The sequence below is a fragment of the Serratia sp. MYb239 genome (genome assembly GCF_002966855.1).
Lineage (GTDB): Bacteria > Pseudomonadota > Gammaproteobacteria > Enterobacterales > Enterobacteriaceae > Serratia_B > Serratia_B rhizosphaerae.
In genome coordinates this window covers 2,914,112-2,934,447 of record NZ_CP023268.1, presented here as the reverse complement: position 1 = coordinate 2,934,447, position 20,336 = coordinate 2,914,112, and the positions used below count along the sequence as shown (strand labels likewise).

Sequence of the window (20,336 nt, the reverse complement as noted above, 5' to 3'; positions counted from 1 at the left end):
CGTTTCTCTCCGCATAGTGCGGCGCTGAGCGCCGGAGGGAACGGGGTCAGGAATAAAAGCTCTGCGCCAGCGAACCCAGCAGCAGCTGCCAGCCGTCGACCAGCACAAACAGCATCAGTTTGAACGGCAGCGAGATGGTGGCCGGCGGCACCATCATCATCCCCAGCGCCATCAACACGCTGGCCACCACCAGATCGATAATCAGAAAGGGAATAAACACCGTAAAGCCAATCTGGAAGGCGGTTTTTAACTCGCTGGTGACGTACGCCGGCAGCAGGATGCGCATCGGCACCGCTTCCGGGCCGGCCAGCGGCGGCTGATTGGCCAGCCGGGCATACAGCGCCAGATCGCTCTCCCGCGTCTGGCGCAGCATAAATTCGCGCAGCGGCTGCGCGCCTTTTTCCATGGCGGCGTCGAGCGCGATCTTGTCCTGGCTGAACGGCAGGTAGGCGTCCTGATACACCTTGTCGAATACTGGCGACATAATAAAGAAGGTCAGAAACAGCGTCAGTCCCAGCATCACCTGATTCGGCGGCGCGGTGGGGGTGCCCAGCGCATTGCGCAGCAGGCCGAGCACGATAATGATGCGGGTAAAGCTGGTCATCATCAGCAGCATCGCCGGCAGGAAAGTCAGCGAAGTCAGTAGCACCAGCGTCTGCACCGACAGCGACCAGCTCTGGCCGCCGCCGGCGAGCGGCTGGCTGATAAGGCCCGGCAGTTGCGCCAGCGCCGGCGGGCTGATCAGCAGCAGGGCGGTGAGCGCCGGCGCACAGCAGCGGCTCAGACGGGTGAGGCGCGTCGGCGACGCGCAGGAAGGGCGTTGGGGTGCATTCATGCCGATTTTTCCGGGCGTTGCAGGACATTGCGTATCAACTGGCGAAAATCCGCCGGCGGCGTGGCGCTGGCGGCATCAGGCGCGGCCGGCGGCGCGCTCAGGGTATGCAGCGGGGTGATGTGCTGCGCGGTGACGCCCAGCACCAGCCAGGTGTTGTCCACTTCCACCACCACCACGCGTTCGCGCTGGCCGACCTGGCAGCTGGCGCGCAGATTCAGCAGCGCGCCGCGGCGTTTTTGCGGCGTAAAACCCAGGCGGCGAAACAGCCAGCCCGCCAGCACGATCAGCAGCAGCACGCCGCCGAGCGCGCTGCTGACCTGAGTCAGCACCGAACCGGCCGGCAAGACCGGTTCGGCAGGCTGGCCGGTGTGGGTCTGCACGGTCGCGCTCATCGGCTCAGGCGCCGCATGCGTTCGGACGGGGTGATGATATCGGTGATGCGGACGCCGAACTTATCGGCCACCACCACCACTTCGCCCTGGGCGATCAGATAACCGTTGATCAGAATATCCAGCGGCTCGCCGGCCAGCCCGTCCAGCGCCACCACGGAACCCTGCGACAGGCGCAGCAGCTCTTTGATGGTCATTTTGGTGCGGCCTAGCTCCACCGTCAGTTTGACCGGAATATCCAGAATCAGGTCGATGTCCTGCAGACTGCCGATGGCATCCTGCGCCTCCAGCGTTTTGAACACGCCTTCGGTGGTGACGCCCGGCTTTTCCGCCGCCTGTTGTTCGTTAAACGCGTCAGCCCACAGGGAGTCGGCGGATTCCTTTTCTTCGCCAGACGGTTGTTTCGGGTCACTCATTGGGCCGTTCCTCACTCAGAGCATGCAAAATAGGGTTAATCAAATGTTCAACGCGCAGGGCATATTGCCCGTTCAGGGTGCCGTATTGGCTGGTCAGCACCGGCACGCCGTCGACATGAGCGATCAGGCGTTCCGGTTTGTCGATCGGCAGTACGTCGCCGGGCTGCAGCTTCAGCACCTTCGACAGCCGCATCGGGATGTCGACAAAGTTGGCGATCAGCTCCAGTTCAGAGTGTTGCACCTGCTTCGCCAGCGTTTCGCGCCAGCGGTTGTCCTCCTGACGTGAATTCTCCAGCGGCGGATTAGTCAGCAGTTCGCGCAGCGGCTCAATCATCGAGAAGGGGATGCAGATGTTGAATTCGCCGGTCAGCGCGCCGATCTCCACCTGGAACGGCGTGGTGACCACGATATCGTTCGGCGAGGTGGTGATATTGGTGAATTTCACCTGCATCTCGGCGCGGACGTATTCCACGTCCACCTTATAAATCGCGCTCCAGGCGTCGCCGTAGGCGTCCAGCGCCAGCCGCAGCATGCGCCGGATCACCCGCTGTTCGGTCGGGGTAAACTCGCGGCCTTCCACTTTGGTCGGGAAGCGGCCGTCGCCGCCGAACAGGTTATCGACGGCGATAAACACCAGGCTGGGGGCGAACACGAACAGCGCGGTGCCGCGCAGCGGATTCAGATGCACCAGATTCAGGTTGGTCGGCACCGGCAGGTTGCGGGCGAATTCGTGATACGGCTGGATCTTGATCGGGCCGACGGTAATGTCCGGGCTGCGGCGCAGCAGGTTAAACAGCCCCATGCGGAACTGACGGGCAAAACGTTCGTTAATGATTTCCAGCGCCTGCAGACGTTCACGCACCACCCGGCGTTGGGTATTGGGATCGTAAGGCTTGACCTCGCTCTCGTTGCCGACCATCGCCGCAGGTTCATCGCCTGAGCTGTCGCCGTTGAGTAATGCGTCGATCTCCGCCTGAGAAAGGATACTGTCGCCCATAGTGGATTACCGCAGGATGAAGGCGGTGAACAGCACATCGCTGACCACCTGATTGGGTTGGCCGTTAACCAGCGGCGGGCTGAGCACTTCTTTGATCTGCGCCACCAGCTGCTGTTTTCCCTGTTCGTTGGCCAGTTGCGCGGCTTCCTGACGGGACAGCAGCATCAGCAGACGGCTGCGCACCTCCGGCAGAAAATCGTTCATCCGGCGGCGCGTCGCCTCATCCGGCAGCCGCAGCGTCAGGCCGATGTAAAGCACGCGGTCGGGGTTGTTGTCCGGCGTCAGCAGATTGACGGTAAAGGTGTCGAGCGGCATAAATACCGGCGCCGCCGGCGGCTGCAGTTTGGCTGCGGCGGTGCCGTCGCCGTGGCCTTTTTGTTGCAGCAGCCACCAGCTGTAACCCGCCGCACCGCAGGCGGCGACGGTGATCAGCAGCAACAGGATGACCAATAGCGGGCGCTTTTTCGGCGCCGTTGGCAGGGTATTTTGTGACATTACTTAATCAAATTCCTGTTATTGGCACGCGCAGAGCTCGCCCGTGCGTCCCCCTGACAAATAGGGGAGATAAAGATGGCGTTATTATCCCGTCTATCCCGGCATGCAATAGCCTGAATAGACGGGGAAAAACGTGTCAGCTTCGGCGTTTGCCGCGCTGCGTCAGGCGAAGATATCGACGCCGTCAACCGCCCGCGCCAGCGCCTGCAGGGTTGGCGGAGCGGCCGTCGCTTCCGCCGGCAGATCCGCACCGCTGTGCTGCTCACGGTAGGAAGGCGACCGGCCGTGCTCCTGTGAGGCCTGCTGTTGCGACTGTTGCGGCGTCGCGTCGCCGCCAACGCTGCTCTGGCCCAGATTGATGCCGCTTTCCGCCAGCGCATGGCGCAGATGCGGTATGGCGGCTTCCGCCGCGGCGCGCACCTGACCGTGCGCCGAGGCGATGTGCAGCTGCGCCTGCTGATCGTCCAGCTTCAGCGTAATCTGCAGCGATCCCAGTTCCTGAGGATGCAGGCGCAGTTCGGCGCTTTGCTGGCCGCCGCGGTGGAACATCAGCACCTGCTGGCTTAATGCCTGCTGCCATTCCGGACTGCCGAGCGGCGCGTTCAGCAGCGGCGCGGCCGGAGCCGCTACCGCCGCTGCGGGCTGTTGTGATGCGGTGAACTGCGGGGCTGGCGTCATGGCGTGCTGCGGCGCCGGCGACGATGCGCTATCGGTACTCAGCGGTACGCGATCGGTGGTGAAGAGGTCCGTTTTGATCGCCTGCGGTGCGGCGTCGGCCGCGCTATTTTGCGCTGCCGGCGTCTGACGAGGCGTTACCGGCGTAGCGACGCGCTCGGCAGACGGCGCGGCATCGTCATGCAATGCGCCGATCAATGAGACCGCCGGGGCGGACGGCCTGCCGGGGGGGCGGTTATCCGCGGGCGCAGGGACGGCGCGTTGTTCATCCGGCTGCGGTGCCGCAATCGCCGGCAGCATAGCCAACAGCGCCTGTAAGGTAGCGGCATCCGGCGCGTCATGGGTTTTCAGTGCGGATACGGTCGGGGGTTCCGACGTATCATCCTGCGCCACCGCCGCGTCGGCCGGCGCTCGTGCGGTGAGGTTCGCCAGCGTTTCGAACTGTTCCGGGACGTTCAGCAGTTGGCTGAGCGCACCATCGCCCGGCGTCGGCTCCGCATCGGCGGCCAAAGGCTGCGGCACGCCCGAGCGCTGTCCGGCGGGGCGAAAACGCTCGCCGAGCAGCTGCGCGAATGCCGATGACAGCGCATCGTTATCGGCAGCCGGCACCAGGCCGTCGGTTGCGGCGTCGCCTGCCGGCGTGAGGCCGGGCAGAAGGGTGAGGTTCATAGGTTACTGTTCCTGTGTGAACGACGTTGAGCAAACTCATCCATCAGTTTTTGGTCACGTTTATTTTCCCGCTGCTGTTCGGCGTGCAGCGCGCGCGTATGCAGGGTGTCGAAGGCGTTCAGCCGCTGCCGTTTGTCCTGCCACTGTTTCATCGCCTGTTCCACTTTCTGGCTCCACTGTTGTAACTGCTGGCGATGCTGGCTGATGGCCTGTTCCAGCGTGGCGATAAACTGCTGATAGTTTTGCCAGCTGGCGGAACCCATGCCGTGGCTCAGCGTGGCGTTGAGTTTTTGCCGGTATTCATCCTGGTAATTAAGCAGCATGGAAAGCTGCTGCTCCGCCGCCTGCTGCGCCTGACGCGCCTGGCCCAGCTGCTGAGTGGCCTGTTCCACCGCCTCTTGCGCCAGGTCGCGCAGCGTCAGCAGTGGCGAGTCTGATTTCATCGTGCCTGGCCCCCGTGTGGTTAAACGATCAGCTGTTGCAGTTGCTGACAGGCTTCGTCATAGCCGCTGCGTTCGAAAATGCCCTGCTGCAGATAGGCCTCCATCTGCGGATACAGCGCCATCGCCTTGTCCAGCAGCGGATCGCTGCCGGCCGAATAGGCGCCGACGCTGATCAGGTCGCGGTTACGCTGGTAGCTGGCCAGCATCTGTTTGAAATCGCGCACCCGACGGTAGTGCTCCTGGTCGATCAGCGCGGTCATCGCACGGCTGATGGACGCTTCGATGTCGATGGCCGGATAGTGGCCGGATTCCGCCAGCCGGCGCGACAGCACCACATGGCCGTCGAGAATGGCGCGCGCCGAATCGGCAATCGGATCCTGCTGGTCGTCGCCTTCGGTCAGGACGGTATAAAAGGCGGTGATGGAACCGCCGCCGCTGATGCCGTTGCCCGCGCGTTCCACCAGCGCCGGCAGCTTGGCGAACACCGACGGCGGGTAGCCTTTGGTAGCCGGCGGTTCGCCGATCGCCAGCGCGATTTCCCGCTGCGCCATGGCGTAGCGGGTCAGGGAGTCCATAATCAGCAGCACGTGCTGACCGCGATCGCGGAAATCTTCGGCAATGCGCGTGGCGTAGGCGGCACCCTGCATCCGCAGCAGCGGCGACACGTCGGCCGGCGCGGCGATAACCACCGAACGGGCGCGGCCTTCGGCGCCGAGAATATTTTCGATAAAGTCTTTCACCTCCCGGCCGCGCTCGCCGATCAGCCCGACCACGATCACATCGGCCTGGGTATAGCGCGCCATCATGCCGAGCAGTACGCTTTTACCCACCCCGGAGCCGGCAAACAGTCCCATGCGCTGGCCGCGGCCGACGGTCAGCAGGCCGTTGATGGTGCGCACGCCGACGTCCAGCACCTGTTCGATCGGCGTGCGCTGCAGCGGGTTGAACGGCGCGGTGGCCAGCGGCGCACGATAGCCGGTTTCCGGCGCCGGCAGGCCGTCGAGCGGTTTGGCGCCGCCGTCCAATACCCGGCCGAGCAGGGCGGGGCCGAGCGGCAGCTGTTTGCCGGCGCTTTGCCCCTCCGGCGCCAGACGGGCGTACACCCGCGCGCCGGGCACGATGCCTTCCACATCTTCCAGCGGCATCAGAAACAGGTGCTGGCCGTTAAAACCGACCACTTCGCTTTCCACTTCCTGGATCTCGCTGGCGCAGTGCCGCTCTATCAGGCAGGTGGCGCCGAGCGGCATCTGCAGGCCGGTGGCTTCCAGAACCAGCCCGGTGGCGCGGGTCAGGCGGCCGTAACGGCGCACCGGCGGCGCATGTTGAATGCGCTGCTCCAGCGTATCCAGCGCGCTGAGCCAGCGGCTGAGGCGGGGCGTCGTCATACGTCCCCCGGCGCCGCCAGGCGGCAGATTTCGTGCCAGCGGGTGGCCAGGCTGGCGTCGAGATCGCCTTCCTCAGCGCTGACTTTGCAGCCGCCGGGGTGCAGATCGCCGTCGGCCAGTAACCGCCAGCCGTGCAGGCTCAGGGTTACGCCGAGCTGCTGCTCCACGCGCGGATAATCATCGGGATGCACACGCAGCTGCGGCTTGCCGCTGAACATCGGTTCTTGCTGAATCAGCTGCTGGATCTGCGCCAGCAGGGCGGTGCCGTCGCAGACCGGCGGCTGGCCGAGCACCTGTTTGGCGGCAGTAAGCGCCAGCTGCATCAGGCGTGCGGCGATCACGCTGTCCAGCGCATCCAGCGTATGCTGGAATTCGCCGACCATCTGCCGCCACTGTTCGGTCAGCGGCTGCTGCTGCTGTTCGCCCTGTTCGATGCCCTGCTGGCGCCCTTCAGCAAGGCCTTGCTGATAGCCTTCCTGATAGCCCTGTTGCCGGCCTTCGTCATGGCCCAGCTGATGGCCCTGCTGCTGCGCCTGCAGGCGCAGCGCTGCCAGATGCTGCCGCTCGCTTTCCGCCTCATCAGGCGTCGTGTCCGCCGGCATCGGCGCGGCTTCCGTCGCGTCCTCCTCCGGCGGCATCGGCGTCGCTAAATCGTTAAGCTGCCACGGCTGCCAGGCGAGTGGGGAGCTGCTGTCAGACATAGGTATCCTCGCCGCCGCCGATAATCATTTCGCCGCTTTCCGCCAGACGACGGACGATCAGCAAAATTGCCTTCTGTTCGTTTTCCACCTGCGACATCCGTACCGGACCACGGTTGGCCAGATCGTCGCGCAGAATGTCGGCGGCGCGCTGCGACATATTCTTGAGAAACTTCTCGCGTAGCGGCTGCTCCGCGCCTTTCAGGGCGATCAGCAGCGACTCGCTTTCCACGTCCTGCAGCAGGCGCTGGATGCTGCGATCGTCGACTTCCACCAGGTTTTCGAACAGGAACATCTCGTCGATGATCTTCTGCGCCAGCTCGCCGTCGTAGTCGCGCATCGCGTCGATCACCGCCTCTTCCTGATGGGTCTTCATCAGGTTGATGATTTCGGCGGCGGTGCGCACCCCGCCCATTTTGCTGCGCTTGAGGTTCTGGCCGTCGAGCAGGTTGTTGAGTACTTCGGTCAGCTCCGCCAGCGCCGCCGGCTGCACGCCGCCGAAGGTGGCGATTCGCAGCATCACGTCGTTGCGCAGGCGTTCCTCGAACTGCGCCAGAATATCCGCCGCCTGGCCGCGTTTCAGATGCACCAGAATGGTGGCGATAATCTGCGGGTGTTCGTCGCGGATCAGGTCGGCAGCGCTCTGCGGCTCCATAAAGTTGAGCGTTTCCATCCCGGAGGTGGTTTCCCGCGATTCGAGAATATCTTCCAGCAGGCTGGAGGCGCGCTCTTCGCCCAACGCCTTTACCAATACCGAACGCAGATAGTCGCTGGCATTGACGCTGAGCGCGGCATACTGCTCGGCATCGTCCTCAAACTCCGTCAGAATATCGCCCAGCTGTTTGTGCGATACCTGCCGCATGCTGGCCATGGTGCCGCTCAGCTGTTGCACTTCGCGCGACGAGAGGTGTTTGAATACCTCGGCGGCGCGGTCTTCTCCCAGCGTCATCAGCAGGATGGCGCTTTTTTCTGTACCTGTCAGACTCATAATTCGTTACTCATCCATTGGCGGATTACCAGGGCGATGATGCGCGGATCTTTATCCGCCAAATCGCGGATGCGCTGGCTCTGAACTTCGGCGCTGACGCGCTGCTGTGAACGCCTGCGCTGCACCAGTTCCTCATTGCTGGGTTTGCTGCCGCCTTCGGCGGCGTGGGCCGGTGCGGCTGTGGCTGCGGCGGTGGCCTGCTGTTGCGCCTGACGATTTTGCCACTGCGGACGCACCAATTTGCGCCACAGCAGCCAGGCAATCAGCGCGATCAGCAGATAGCGGCCGGCGTTCAGCAATTGATCGATAAAGTGCTGCGACTGCCAGAACGGCAGTTCGCCGCCGCCGACCTCTACATCACTGAACGGCGAGTTGACCACGTTCAATGAGTCGCCGCGCGCGCTGGAGTAGCCCATCGCCTCGCGCACCAGCGATTCCACCTGCGCCAGCTGCGCTTTGTCCATCATGACTGGCTTACCGTCTTTATCCGTGCCGAGGGTGTTGACCACCACGGCCACGGACAGGCGCTGTACCGTACCGGCCTGGTGCTGGGTATGGCGGATGGTGCGGTCGACTTCGTAGTTGGTGGTTTCATCGCGGCGGCTGTTTTGTGGCCCGCTGACGGCGTTGTTGCCGGCATTGGTTTGCGCCTTGGTCTGGGCATCGGCGTTATTGGCCGGCGGCGTTTCAATCGGCGCAGCAGGCGCTGCGCTTGGCTGATTGGAGAGTGCGCCCGGCACGCCGCCCACCTGCGGGCCGCCGATCTGGTCGCTCTGGCTCAGCTGACGCGAGCGGATGGCGGCCTTCTCCGGCGTTGGGTTGGGCTGGTACTGTTCATCGGTCTGTTCACGGGTAGCGAAATCAATCTGTGCGGTTACCTGCGCCCGTACGTTGGCGCTGCCGACGATCGGCGCCAGAATCGCTTCAATGCGGCGCTGGTAGCGGCTTTCCACTTCGCCGGCGTATTTCAGCTGCGCGGCGTTAAGATCGCGCCCGCTGCCGTCGGACTGCGTCAGCAGCCGGCCGGCCTGATCGACCACCGTCACGTTGCCCGGCGGCAGGCCGGCCACGCTGCTGGCGACCATATAGACGATGGCGTTGATTTGGCCGTCATCCAGCGCCCGGCCCGGCTGCAGCGTCAGAGTGACCGAGGCGGAAGGGGATTTTTGCTCACGCACAAACAGCGACGGCTTGGGCATCGCCAGGTGCACCCGCGCATTCTGCACCGGCCCCAGCGATTCGATGGTGCGCGACAGTTCGCCCTCCAGCGCCCGCTGGTAATTAATCTGTTCGCTGAACTGGCTGATGCCGAATTTTTCCTGATCGAGCAGTTCAAAACCGACGGCGCCGCCTTTCGGCAGCCCTTGCTGCGCCAGACGCAGACGGGTTTCGTGCACCTTATCGGCGGGAACCATCAGCGCCGCGCCGTTATCGGCAAAGCGGTAGGGGATGTTCATCTGCGTGAGCTGCGTGACGATCGCGCCGCCGTCCCGGTCGTTCAGGTTGCTGTACAACACGCGGTAATCCGGACTTTTCACCCATAACAACAGCGCCACCACGATGGCTATCGCAGCGGAGGCTGCAATCAGCAACGGGATTTTAGGATTGGCGCGCAGGCGGTTCCACTGGGCCTGAAGGCCATTTTCACGGTTTTCACCGCTGGTGATTGAGGCGCTCATGCTGGCCCCTTACCTGGCTGAACAAAATGCTTAGCGTTGTGTGGTGACAAAACAGACTCCATGATGCACATAACTTGACGGGTTAAAACTGTCCCCATTTTGGGCATGCCATTATTTGCCCCGGACGATGATTTTGATGGCCCGATAAGCCGCGTTTTTTGCAGTTAATTAACCGCTTTAGCGGCAAAAGCCTGTGCTAGGGTGTGCATCATCAAAATTGTGTCGGGCGTACAGCAACCCGGTGACGATAACCACTAACAGGGGAACGGAATGGCGATTCAGGGGATTGAAGGCGTGCTGCAGCAGTTGCAGGCAACGGCGCTGCAGGCCGGCGGCTCAGGCGCGGCGCAGCCGGCGAAGGGCGTCAGCTTCGCCGGTGAGCTGAAGGCCGCGCTGGGTAAAATCAGCGATAACCAGCAGGCGGCGCGCAAACAGGCGCAGGATTTTGAGCGGGGCATGCCGGGCATCAGCCTGAATGATGTGATGGTGGATCTGCAGAAATCATCGGTGTCGATGCAGTTGGGTATTCAGGTGCGCAACAAGCTGGTGGCGGCGTATCAGGATATTATGAATATGCAGGTGTAGCGGGATAAGACGGCTGACAGATGGGTGATGCCATGGCAGGAAAGGTGAGAGTCCCAGATAATAAACCGTCCGCTGGTCGGCGCCGCCACTCGGTGGCGGAAATAGTCGCTTGGCCCCACTGCGCACATCTTTTCTTTGGGTTAACTCACGCATTTATGGCATAAGCCGTTTTTCTTGAACACACCGAAGTTGCCTGTGCCCCTTACTGTTTTTTATGGCCATTCTGGATGATTCGAACGTGTTAAAAAGAAACTGGTGATTGTTTTTTGCTCAACTATCCTAAGTATGAAAGTGAAATAATTTTTATGTATTTTCCAGAGTACTCTTTCATAACTGGAGGTGGTTGCCATGCAGAACGATCCCTACTTTTTACGCGTAGTTAAAGGTGACGTTATTCTGTCGCAGGTCTCAAAGATGTTGGGATGGAAATTCGTCCACTACGATGATGATGCGATGAAAGTTCAGGTGGAGTACGACGCAGAACAGGTGTTGACCAATCCGCTGGGTTGTATTCAGGGAGGGATCCTGTCGGCAATGCTGGATGATGCGATGGGGCCGGCGGTCTATATTACGCTGCCGACGCCGCTGCTGGCGGTAACGATTGAATCAAAAACCAGTTTTATCAGTCCGGCGCAGCCGGGAAAGATCAAAGGCATTGGCAAAATAGTGCGCAAGACAGGTTCCATCGTGTTTACCGAGGGTTTTTTGCATAATGCCGAGGGCGATCTGATTGCAACAGGCAGCGCGACATTCAAACTGGGTAAGTACGGCAGGATGCCGATTCCCTGGCAGGGGTAGGTGATTTTCTGGCGCCGGCCGGCGGCATAGAGTGAGCCGGCGTCATAATATGTTGATTAATCAAGTTGAACTATAATTTCAGCGTATAAATACGCGAGCTTTCTCCCCACGGATGGTAGCCGATTCCGTTGGAAACGAACTGCCGTTTTTCGTAAAAACCTGTCAGGTCGCTGCACAGGTGCAATTGAGTAAACCCCAGCGTCCTGGTCTGCGCCGCGATATGTTGAATCAGCCGGGTGGCGTGGCCCTGGCCGCGATGCTGTTCTTCAATAAACAGCGCGCATAGCCAGGGATAAAGCTCGCCACGGCTGATAAAATCATTGGTGATTAACCCTGCGCAGCCGATAACTTCCTGGTTCTGCATCAGCAGATACCACTGCGGCAGCGGATTTTCAGCGTTGATGGCATGGATAATGGCATCGCGGTACATCATCATCGTTTCTGGCGTGGCCCACTGGCGTTGAAAATAGGCGATGGCGGTTTCGGCTAACTCCGGGTGTTCCCGTACGGATATTATTTTCATAGTAAGCAGCAGGATTAATGTGTTATTTGAAATGGCATTCTAATTGAAAATTGTTATGCATGGAATTAAAACACGATATTTTTGGCTGCAAGGTGATTTTCATCGACTTATTAAATATTCGCGAAGAAAAAAAACGACAGGCGATGGTTATTTAAAATGTAATGAATTAAAATATCGGCGTTATTATTTGATGCAGTTAACACAGGGAACAGTATGAGTTTAAAAAGTGAAGCCGGATGGCGTAGAATAAGTTTTGTGATAATAGCTATTCTGATTGTATTAATTTATCTCATGATTACACAGTAACCGTTTACGCGGCCATGGCGACATGGCCGCTTGCCTTCTCCGCCGTTAACTGGCCCGCCGTCGACGTGAGATTAGCGGCTAAAAACTATTTGTTTAACATTCATTTAACTAAAAGGCACAAAATAATTAAATTTTTTTGGGCATGAAATTATAATTCCTGCGATTTTGACAGAACGACTCTATAGGACGGATTCTATGGTTGCAGTAATTATCATCGGCATTTTTATTATCAGCTTTATTTACGCCCACTCCCGCGGGCAGGAAAAACAAAAAGTTAGCAGACAACTTTTCGATCACTCCACCTTTATGGGGCCGATCAACATGTTTATGACCGGTTTCTCCCGCCTGCCGGCCAAACAGCCTTACTTTGCGCCGCAGACTTTTCCCGAGCTGCAGCACCTGACTGACAGCTGGCAGGTGATTCGCGAGGAAGCCCTGCGTTTGCAGGACCATATCAAGGCGGCGCAAAGCCACAACGACGCCGGGTTCAATACCTTTTTCAAGCGCGGCTGGAAGCGTTTTTACCTTAAATGGTATAGCGATACCCATCCTTCGGCGTTGGAACTGTGTCCCAACACCGTGGCGTTGCTAAACCAGATCCCGTCGGTTAAGGCGGCGATGTTTGCCGAGTTGCCCGCCGGCAGCCATCTGGGCAAGCACCGGGATCCTTATGCCGGATCGGTGCGCTATCACCTGGGGCTGGTGACGCCGAATGACGACCGCTGTTTTATTGAAGTGGATCGCCAGCGCCACAGCTGGCGTGACGGTCAGGCGGTGATTTTTGACGAAACCTACGTGCACTGGGCGCAAAACGGCACGGATCAGACGCGCATCATCCTGTTTTGCGATATCGAGCGGCCGATGAAATGGGGCTGGGCGCAGGCGGTGAACCACTGGGTCGGCAAGACGCTGATGTCGGCGGCCAGTTCGCCTAATGACGAACAGGATCGCACCGGTTTTATTAACCGTATTTTCAAATACGTCAATGCAATCCGCGATGCAGGGCAACGGCTGAAAAAACGCCACCGTCGCGGCTATTATCTGCTGAAATGGCTGGTTATTGCCGCCGTCTTTGCCGCCATTATTATCCCGAGCCTGAGTTAAGCCATCACGCCACTTGCCCTGTCCTAGGGCAAATGGCGTGATGTTCTCAGCCGGTCGCCGCCTCCATAACGCGCTGATGCCCGCGGATGGCGGTGGGGGCGAAACCGAAGCGTTTGCGGAAACGCTCGGCAAAGCGGGAGGCGCTCTCATAGCCGACGTGTTGGGCAATGGCGGAGATCGGCCAGTCGGTGGATTGCAGCAACGCCAGCGCGCTGCTCATGCGCACGTCGATCATCAGGTTGCGCAGAGCGGTATTTTCTGCTGACAGCTTACGCCGCAGCACCACTTCGCTCATCGATAAACTGGCGGCCACCTTTGCCGCGCTCCAGATGCTGTGCGGATCGGTCGCCAGGCAGCGGCGTACGCGCTGCGTCAGATCTTTGACTTCGCCGTGGACAAATTTGATGCCGTATTGCGCCAGCCAGAGCAAAATTTCCAGCAGTTTATGGCGGGTGATCGCCTGAGGAAAACTGTGGTGTAACGTGAGTGCCAGGTGCGTGGTTTCAAAGCTGTGAATAAATCCACAGGGGATATCCGGCAGCGTCCGGACGCCGGAAAACGCGCTGGCTGCAGATAAATCAACCGGCGCAGGCGAGGCGCTGAACAGCAACGGATCGCAGGTGATCAAATGGCAGCTGAAGCGGCCCTTATCGGAAATACTGTTAATAATGTCAACGGTCTGTCCGCCATCAATCAGCAGCAGATCGCCGGCGTTCGCCACCACTTCCTGCTGTTGCCAACGGATGCGTTTGCACCCCTCCTGAATCAGGTACAGGTGAGGTTGTTCGAAATACACTGAAGGGAGTAATAATTCAGTATGTTGAATAATATGCGCCGAGCTACCGATCCCGGGACAAAGATTAATTGTGCGTTCCATCGATATTCGCTTCGCAGCCAGTCTCTGAGAATATCTTTACGCGTTGCCGCCCATTGGAGCAACTTTTTTCCATACGCGGTGACGCGCAGTTCTGCTTATTTCCTGCCAAAAATTAATTTCCTGCTGAACAGAAAACGTCCATGTCGGGATGATATTTATCCATTGTTTTTCCCGCCGGCTAAACGGCGTCTGCCAAAGAAACCGTTGCCACCGTGAATAAAGTAAACAGGATAAACGAAAACCGTGCCGGACGTTAAAGCGTTATCAACGCTGCGGCCTGCGGCGGGAATCGGGTAGGGCGATTATGGGTTCTGCGGCTCCCCTAACAGCAGGGCGCGGTCGTGGAATTGCCCGTAGGCGGCGTTAACGGCGCTTTGCCGCGTTGACCGATCGATTAAAGACTTTAGCTCTGTCAGGCGCTGCTGCAATAAGGCGCGCAGTTGGGTTTCATTATCCAGAATCTGCTGCAGCTTATGGCGCAGCAGTTCCTGCAGCGCCATGGATGAAGCCATCACGTCAGAAAAGTCTGCGGTTTTTTCCACCGCGGTGACGTAGGTCAGCTCAAGTTCCACCAGGCGATCCCAGTCGCCGTTTTGCGCCAGCGCGAGCATTTGTGCGCTGAGGCCGGCAATGTGCTGATAGACGGATAACAGTTGCTGTTGGCGTTCCATTAAATGGCGTCCTGCGCGGGTTGATAATTGGGGCCAATCTGTCGCCAGGCGTCGGCGATATTTTCCAGCAGCTTCGCCACTTCGTCGAGCGCCTGCGGGTCGTTATGCAGATTAGCCTGCAGCAGACGGCGTTTCATATAGTCGTACAGCGCGTCGAGCTGCGCGGCGATCTCGCCGCCCTGCTGGTGGTCGAGCCCGCTTTTCAGGCCGTTGTCGATAATGTTTATCGCCTTGGACAACGCCTGGCCTTTACCGGTGATATTGCCTTGTTCCATCAGTATGCGCGCGCGCGACAGGGCATTTTGCGCCCCGTCGAATAGCATTACGATTAACTGATGCGGACTGGCGCTCATGACGCCGCTTTCTAAACCGACCTGTGCGTAGGCCTGTGTTCCGCTACGGTTATACATGCTGTTTTATTTACCTGTGGTTAATCTGTGTTAAGAGAACTGCTGAGTTAAGTAGTTACTGGTGCCGTTCAGTTTCGACATCATGGTGTCCAGCTGTACGAACTGTTGTTTATAGCGGTCGATGGTGTTCTGAATACTTTCCGTCACGCGGGTGATTTGCGTATTCAGCCGGTCAAGGCTGCTGTTGATGCTCTTGGTAGAGTTCTCAATAATGCCGCCGGCCTTGATATAGTTCTGGATTTCGTTATGAATCTCCGTCGCCATGCCGCTGTCTTTACCGTTGCCGGCAAAAAAGTTCGCCACCTGATCCGGCTTTTCCTCAATCGCTTTTTTCAGTTTTTCACTGTCGACTTCCAGCTTGCCGGTTTTGATATCGGTCTTGATGCCCAGGTTGCCGAACCCCTTCAGCTCCGGGTTGTCCTGCGCGGCGCTCAGCGCGTTTTTGATCGATGACTGAATGCCGCGCAGGGTGTTGTCGCCCAGCAGCGCGCCGTTGCTGTTTGACTGCGCCTCGCCGCTTTTTACCGGCGTGTACTTGGTCAGCGAGTTAAAGGTATCCAGCAGGGAGTTGTAACTGTCGGCCCACTCTTTGATCTTATCGGCGGAGCCGCCTTTATCGGCTTCAATCACCAGATTCTGCGATTCGCCGGGCTTGGTGAGGGTTTTCAGATCCAGCGTCACGCCCTGCAGCGCATCGGAGATAGCGTTGGTGCTGCGCTGAATCTGCGTGCCGTTGATGGTGACTTTGGCATCCTGGCCTTTCACCGTTTCCTGCAGCGCACCTTTGCCGCTGACGCCGTCGTAGTTCAGTACCGCGCCCAGTTTGTCGTCGTTATTCACCTGCACGGAGATTTTGCTCTCTGCGCCCGGGGTGCTGGCGCTGATGGCCAGTTTGTACTCATTATCACCGACGCGCATGATGCTGGCGTTGACGCCCGCCTTGGCGCCGTTGATGGCGTCACGCATCTCCACCAGCGAGGTCTGGTCGTCGCTGAGCGGGATGTTCACCGCTTTCGGCGGGTTGCCGGTGGTCAGGGTGAGGGAGCGGTCGCCGGCGCCGGTTGTGCCCAGCTTCTCCGTCTGACTGGCAATCTTGGCGTCGGTAGTCAGCGTTTGCGGCTGCGCCAGCTGGTCGACGGTGATGGTGTAGTTGCCCGGCACCGCTTTGGCGTTGGTGGTGACATTAAACTGATCGTGCTTGCTGGCGGTGGTATTGGTGAAAAACTCGGGTTTAGCCAGCTCTTTACTCAGGTTGTCGAACTTCTCCAGCGCGCCCTTCAGCGTGCCGTAAGCGGTCAGTTTGGCGTTGTAGCTGCTTTGCTGTGTGGTGTAGGGCGTCAGACGCTGCTGCTCCGCCTGGCTTAATTTGTCCAGTAATCCATTCAGATCCATGCCGGTACTGATGCCTAATGAACTGATCGATGCCATGGGTCGTGCTCCTTGGTTGATGTATTCGCTTACTGCGTTATCGGCCCAGCGGTGGAAAAGTTTATGCAAAAAAGCAAAAACCGATAGGGCAATGAAGAGGGAAAAAGCGTGTTATTTGCGTCATTGGCCAGGCATGAAAAAAAAATAAAAAAAATCTAAAGGTTGCAAGGGCAGCGCCGATACCTGAGTGGACGGTGATTGACGCCGTGGGCAACAGCCCGAACCTTTAATTGTGAATATGAATGACCCCGTGCATTCATACTGATTCGTAAGGAAACTCACACTATGGCACAAGTAATTAACACCAACAGCCTGTCGCTGATGGCGCAAAACAACCTGAACAAATCTCAGTCTTCTCTGGGTACCGCGATCGAGCGTCTGTCTTCCGGTCTGCGCATCAACAGCGCGAAGGACGATGCGGCCGGCCAGGCGATCTCCAACCGCTTCAGCGCCAACATCAAAGGCCTGACTCAGGCGTCCCGCAACGCCAACGACGGTATCTCCCTGGCGCAGACCACCGAAGGCGCGCTGAACGAAGTGAACGACAACCTGCAGAACATCCGTCGTCTGACCGTACAGGCGCAGAACGGCTCTAACTCTGACAGCGATCTGAAATCCATCCAGGACGAAATCACCCAGCGTCTGTCAGAAGTTAACCGCATCTCTGAACAAACTGACTTCAACGGCGTGAAAGTGCTGAGTAAAGATCAGTCTCTGACCATTCAGGTTGGTGCGAACGACGGCGAAACCATCAATATCGATCTGCAAAAAATCGACGCCAAGCAGCTGGGTCTGGAAGGCTTCGACGTGACCGTCAAAGGCCCGACCGCAGGCAGCGAAGTCGCCAAGGGCACGACCATCAAGGCGTCTACCGGTGAAGATGTCAGCTATGACCCGGATACGGCGAAGAGCGGCCTGGCGGCAGGTAAAACGCTGATCACCGGTAAAGATGCGGACGGTAAAGACAGCATGTTCGTTGAAACCACCGATGCGACCACCGGCGAGAAAACTTACGCGTCAGCGACCGTGGATAAAGACGGTAAAGTCACCGAAGGCGGTACCGCCGTCACCATGAAAACGCCGCTGGATACCCTGGATAAAGCCCTGTCTCAGGTTGATAAGCTGCGTTCTTCCCTGGGTGCGGTACAGAACCGTTTCGATTCTGTCATCAACAACCTGAACAGCACCGTCAACAACCTGTCTGCTTCCCAGTCCCGTATTCAGGATGCCGATTACGCGACCGAAGTGTCCAACATGAGCCGCGCCAACATCCTGCAGCAGGCGGGGACGTCCGTACTGGCGCAGGCTAACCAGTCAACTCAGAACGTGCTGTCTCTGCTGCGTTAATCACCTCTCTCCGATTAACCGTCGCTTACCACCCCGCCTGCCTCGGCGGGGTTTTTTTATCCTTGCGTACCGGTGCGTTGCCGCATGGGGCAAATAAGGCCCGTTTTCTGCGGCTGTTCCGTCGATTGTCATTACCGCCGCTGCGGATAATAGCGCTGACTCCTTTACCCGCAGGTTTTAGACATAGTGAGCGATCTGTATACCGCCGAAGGCGTGATGGACAAAAACTCTCTCTGGCTGCGCTACGTTCCGCTGGTGCGCCATGAGGCGCTGCGTCTGCAGGTCAGGCTGCCGGCCAGCGTGGAGCTTGACGATCTGCTGCAGGCCGGCGGTATCGGGCTGTTGAACGCCGTCGAACGTTACGACGCCCTGCAGGGAACGGCTTTCACCACCTATGCGGTGCAGCGCATTCGCGGCGCGATGCTCGATGAACTGCGCAGCCGCGACTGGGTGCCGCGCAGCGTGCGGCGTCACGCGCGCGAGGTGGCGCAGGCGATGCAGCAGCTGGAGCAGCAACTGGGGCGCCCGCCCGCCGAACAGGAAGTGGCGCAGGCGTTGGATATCTCGCTCAGCGATTATCGTCAGATCCTGCTGGATACCAATAACAGCCAGCTGTTCTCTTACGACGAGTGGCGGGAGGAGCAGGGCGAAAGCGCCGAACTGATGCTGGACGGGCATGAGGAGGCCAATCCGCTGCAGCTGCTGCTGGAGGGGAGCCTGCGTCAGCGGGTGATTGGCGCCATCGAGGCTCTGCCGGAGCGCGAGAAAATGGTGCTGACGCTGTATTACCAGGAGGAGTTGAACCTGAAGGAGATTGGCGCGGTGCTGGACGTTGGCGAATCACGCGTCAGTCAATTACACAGCCAGGCGATCAAACGCTTGCGCGCCCGTTTGGCTAATGATTGATCGGCGATAACAGGAGCCCTCATTAATGTCTGGAACAGTATTGAAAAAGCGGCCGCTGAGCCGTTATGTAAAAGATTACAAACACACTCAGACCCACTGCGGTCAGTGCGGTAAACAGCTGGACCGCATGGCGCTGGTGTTTCGCGGTAAAATCATCAACAAAGAAGCCATCGCCCGCATGGACCAGCCGATCGATGAACAGGTGTGGCAGAGCGTGCAGCAGGAGCTGACCGCACTATGCCGTTTCTGCAGCGAAATCTCCTGCAACAGCCACCCGAGCTACTTCGACATTATGGCGTTCAAACAATATCTGTTCGAACAGACCGAAATGAGCCACAGCACCGTGCGTGAATATGTGGTGCGCCTGCGGCGGCTGGACGAAATGCTGTGCGCGCGCAATTATCCGGCGGAGAAACTCAGCAACGGCTGCTGCCATCACCTGATTGACGACCTGCCCAGCGCCGGACATAACAACTATCGCATTGCCCTGCGCAAATACGACCAGTACCTCGCCTGGCAGAAGAGTTACTAAGCCTGTGACGGTCGCCCCGGGGCGGCCGTCGGCGCTCCCGCGATCGATAATAAGTGATTATTGACGTCACTTCTGTTACACCTAGCTGTCAGACGTTAATACCGCTTTACTGGGAGTAAGCTGTGAATCTGCAACAGCAACTGGCGCAATTCCCGCGCCTCGATTTGGTTGGCTCCGCCACGCCGCTGGAGAAACTGTCCCGCCTTTCTGACTACCTTGGCCGTGAAATATACGTTAAACGTGACGACGTCACGCCGATGGCGTTGGGCGGCAACAAACTGAGAAAACTGGAGTTTTTGGCCGCCGATGCACTCGAGCAGGGAGCCGACACGCTGGTGACCGCCGGCGCCATCCAGTCCAACCACGTCCGCCAGACCGCCGCCGTCGCCGCCAAACTTGGCCTGCACTGCGTGGCGTTGCTGGAAAATCCCATCAATACTCAAGCTGAAAACTACCTGACCAACGGCAACCGCCTGCTGCTGGATCTGTTCAACGTGGAAGTTGTGATGTGCGATGAACTGCACGCGCCGCAGCAGCAGTTGGAGGCGCTGGCGACGCGCCTGGAAGCGCAGGGGTTCCGGCCTTACGTGGTGCCGGTGGGTGGCTCCAACGCGCTTGGCGCGCTGGGCTATGTGCAGTGCGCGCTGGAAATCGCCAGCCAGGGCAAGGACGTTGCCTTCAGCTCCGTGGTGGTGGCCTCCGGCAGCGCCGGCACCCACGCCGGTCTGGCAGTCGGGCTGCAGCAACTGCTGCCGGAGAGCGAACTGATTGGCGTCACCGTTTCACGCCGCGCCGGAGAACAGCTGCCGAAAGTCGAACAGATTCAGCAGGCGCTGGCCCGTTCGCTGGGGCTGGAACAGGCGCTGGCGCCGATTACGCTGTGGGATGACTATTTCGCGCCGCAGTACGGTATGCCGAATGACGAAGGGATGGCGGCGGTGCAACTGCTGGCGCAGCAGGAAGGCCTATTGCTCGACCCGGTGTATACCGGCAAGGCGATGGCCGGACTGATCGACGGTATTGCCCAAGGGCGCTTCCGCGATGACGGCCCGATCCTGTTTGTGCATACCGGCGGTGCGCCGGCGCTGTTCGCTTATCACCCGCAGGTGTAGGCCGGGGGTGTAGTGATATTCCATTCTGAACTATATTTATTAGGTAATATTCCTTTATACCGCCATGC

General features: G+C 59.1%; 23 protein-coding genes. 7 read left to right on the top strand and 16 right to left on the bottom strand.

Features of this window, described 5'->3' with window-relative positions; genetic code table 11:
- Positions 1-46 precede the first annotated feature (46 nt).
- The 11 genes from fliP to fliF form a co-directional block, all read right to left on the bottom strand.
- A complete protein-coding gene (gene fliP, locus CLM71_RS14135; protein ID WP_232251561.1) occupies positions 47-835 on the bottom strand; it encodes a flagellar type III secretion system pore protein FliP in 789 nt (262 codons plus the stop codon).
- A complete protein-coding gene (gene fliO, locus CLM71_RS14130; RefSeq protein ID WP_105231575.1) occupies positions 832-1,227 on the bottom strand; it encodes a flagellar biosynthetic protein FliO in 396 nt (131 codons plus the stop codon). The genes fliP and fliO overlap by 4 nt, the downstream gene beginning before the upstream one ends.
- Positions 1,224-1,640 (bottom strand): flagellar motor switch protein FliN, encoded by a 417-nt coding sequence (gene fliN, locus CLM71_RS14125; RefSeq protein ID WP_105231574.1) that lies wholly within the window; start codon positions 1,638-1,640, stop codon positions 1,224-1,226. The genes fliO and fliN overlap by 4 nt, the downstream gene beginning before the upstream one ends.
- Positions 1,633-2,637 (bottom strand): flagellar motor switch protein FliM, encoded by a 1,005-nt coding sequence (gene fliM / locus CLM71_RS14120; protein WP_015672814.1) that lies wholly within the window; start codon positions 2,635-2,637, stop codon positions 1,633-1,635. Before fliM ends, fliN begins: the two co-directional genes overlap by 8 nt.
- Positions 2,638-2,643: 6 nt before the next feature.
- Complete coding sequence (gene fliL / locus CLM71_RS14115) at positions 2,644-3,132, bottom strand: flagellar basal body-associated protein FliL (RefSeq protein ID WP_105231573.1); 489 nt, start codon at positions 3,130-3,132, stop codon at positions 2,644-2,646.
- Positions 3,133-3,294: 162 nt separating this feature from the next.
- Entirely contained in the window at positions 3,295-4,476 is a 1,182-nt protein-coding gene (locus CLM71_RS14110) for a flagellar hook-length control protein FliK (RefSeq protein ID WP_199776385.1), read from the bottom strand.
- The gene (fliJ, locus tag CLM71_RS14105; protein ID WP_105231572.1) at positions 4,473-4,919 is read right to left on the bottom strand and encodes a flagellar export protein FliJ; all 447 of its coding nucleotides are present in this window, start codon (positions 4,917-4,919) and stop codon (positions 4,473-4,475) included. The genes CLM71_RS14110 and fliJ overlap by 4 nt, the downstream gene beginning before the upstream one ends.
- 20 nt (positions 4,920-4,939) lie before the next feature.
- Entirely contained in the window at positions 4,940-6,304 is a 1,365-nt protein-coding gene (fliI, locus tag CLM71_RS14100; protein WP_105231571.1) for a flagellar protein export ATPase FliI, read from the bottom strand.
- Complete coding sequence (gene fliH / locus CLM71_RS14095) at positions 6,301-7,005, bottom strand: flagellar assembly protein FliH (protein ID WP_105231570.1); 705 nt, start codon at positions 7,003-7,005, stop codon at positions 6,301-6,303. Before fliH ends, fliI begins: the two co-directional genes overlap by 4 nt.
- Positions 6,998-7,990, bottom strand: coding sequence for a flagellar motor switch protein FliG (gene fliG / locus CLM71_RS14090; RefSeq protein WP_105231569.1), 993 nt, complete (start codon positions 7,988-7,990; stop codon positions 6,998-7,000). Before fliG ends, fliH begins: the two co-directional genes overlap by 8 nt.
- On the bottom strand, positions 7,987-9,669 hold the full coding sequence (gene fliF, locus CLM71_RS14085; RefSeq protein WP_105231568.1) for a flagellar basal-body MS-ring/collar protein FliF: 1,683 nt from the start codon (positions 9,667-9,669) through the stop codon (positions 7,987-7,989). The genes fliG and fliF overlap by 4 nt, the downstream gene beginning before the upstream one ends.
- A gap of 270 nt (positions 9,670-9,939) precedes the next feature.
- On the opposite strand from fliF, the gene fliE reads away from it, so the two are divergent.
- Both fliE and CLM71_RS14075 read left to right on the top strand, forming a co-directional pair.
- The gene (gene fliE, locus CLM71_RS14080) at positions 9,940-10,254 is read left to right on the top strand and encodes a flagellar hook-basal body complex protein FliE (protein WP_105231567.1); all 315 of its coding nucleotides are present in this window, start codon (positions 9,940-9,942) and stop codon (positions 10,252-10,254) included.
- A 348-nt stretch (positions 10,255-10,602) separates the two neighbouring features.
- A complete protein-coding gene (locus tag CLM71_RS14075; protein ID WP_105231566.1) occupies positions 10,603-11,052 on the top strand; it encodes a PaaI family thioesterase in 450 nt (149 codons plus the stop codon).
- Between the two features lie 70 nt (positions 11,053-11,122).
- On the opposite strand, the gene CLM71_RS14070 is transcribed toward CLM71_RS14075, so the two are convergent.
- Complete coding sequence (locus tag CLM71_RS14070) at positions 11,123-11,575, bottom strand: GNAT family N-acetyltransferase (RefSeq protein WP_105231565.1); 453 nt, start codon at positions 11,573-11,575, stop codon at positions 11,123-11,125.
- 501 nt (positions 11,576-12,076) lie between these two features.
- Between CLM71_RS14070 and lpxO the strand changes: the two genes are divergently transcribed.
- Positions 12,077-12,985, top strand: coding sequence for a lipid A hydroxylase LpxO (lpxO, locus tag CLM71_RS14065; protein ID WP_105231564.1), 909 nt, complete (start codon positions 12,077-12,079; stop codon positions 12,983-12,985).
- Positions 12,986-13,031: 46 nt separating this feature from the next.
- Here the strand turns inward: lpxO and CLM71_RS14060 are convergent, their stop codons facing one another.
- The 4 genes from CLM71_RS14060 to fliD form a co-directional block, all read right to left on the bottom strand.
- Positions 13,032-13,862 (bottom strand): helix-turn-helix transcriptional regulator, encoded by an 831-nt coding sequence (locus CLM71_RS14060; protein WP_105231563.1) that lies wholly within the window; start codon positions 13,860-13,862, stop codon positions 13,032-13,034.
- A gap of 302 nt (positions 13,863-14,164) precedes the next feature.
- Positions 14,165-14,533 carry a flagella biosynthesis regulatory protein FliT gene (gene fliT / locus CLM71_RS14055; protein ID WP_105231562.1) on the bottom strand — a complete coding sequence of 123 codons (369 nt, stop codon included), beginning with the start codon at positions 14,531-14,533 and terminating at the stop codon, positions 14,165-14,167.
- Positions 14,533-14,943 (bottom strand): flagellar export chaperone FliS, encoded by a 411-nt coding sequence (gene fliS / locus CLM71_RS14050; protein WP_105231561.1) that lies wholly within the window; start codon positions 14,941-14,943, stop codon positions 14,533-14,535. The genes fliT and fliS overlap by 1 nt, the downstream gene beginning before the upstream one ends.
- A 30-nt stretch (positions 14,944-14,973) precedes the next feature.
- Positions 14,974-16,371: a flagellar filament capping protein FliD gene (gene fliD, locus CLM71_RS14045; protein ID WP_105231560.1), complete on the bottom strand. Its 1,398-nt coding sequence runs from the start codon at positions 16,369-16,371 to the stop codon at positions 14,974-14,976.
- A 285-nt stretch (positions 16,372-16,656) separates the two neighbouring features.
- On the opposite strand from fliD, the gene CLM71_RS14035 reads away from it, so the two are divergent.
- From CLM71_RS14035 to CLM71_RS14020, 4 genes are all read left to right on the top strand, one after another.
- Entirely contained in the window at positions 16,657-17,718 is a 1,062-nt protein-coding gene (locus CLM71_RS14035) for a FliC/FljB family flagellin (RefSeq protein ID WP_105231559.1), read from the top strand.
- Between the two features lie 186 nt (positions 17,719-17,904).
- Complete coding sequence (locus tag CLM71_RS14030) at positions 17,905-18,624, top strand: RNA polymerase sigma factor FliA (RefSeq protein ID WP_105231558.1); 720 nt, start codon at positions 17,905-17,907, stop codon at positions 18,622-18,624.
- Between the two features lie 25 nt (positions 18,625-18,649).
- The gene (gene fliZ / locus CLM71_RS14025; RefSeq protein WP_105231557.1) at positions 18,650-19,156 is read left to right on the top strand and encodes a flagella biosynthesis regulatory protein FliZ; all 507 of its coding nucleotides are present in this window, start codon (positions 18,650-18,652) and stop codon (positions 19,154-19,156) included.
- 122 nt (positions 19,157-19,278) lie between these two features.
- Complete coding sequence (locus tag CLM71_RS14020) at positions 19,279-20,268, top strand: D-cysteine desulfhydrase (protein ID WP_105231556.1); 990 nt, start codon at positions 19,279-19,281, stop codon at positions 20,266-20,268.
- Positions 20,269-20,336 lie beyond the last annotated feature (68 nt).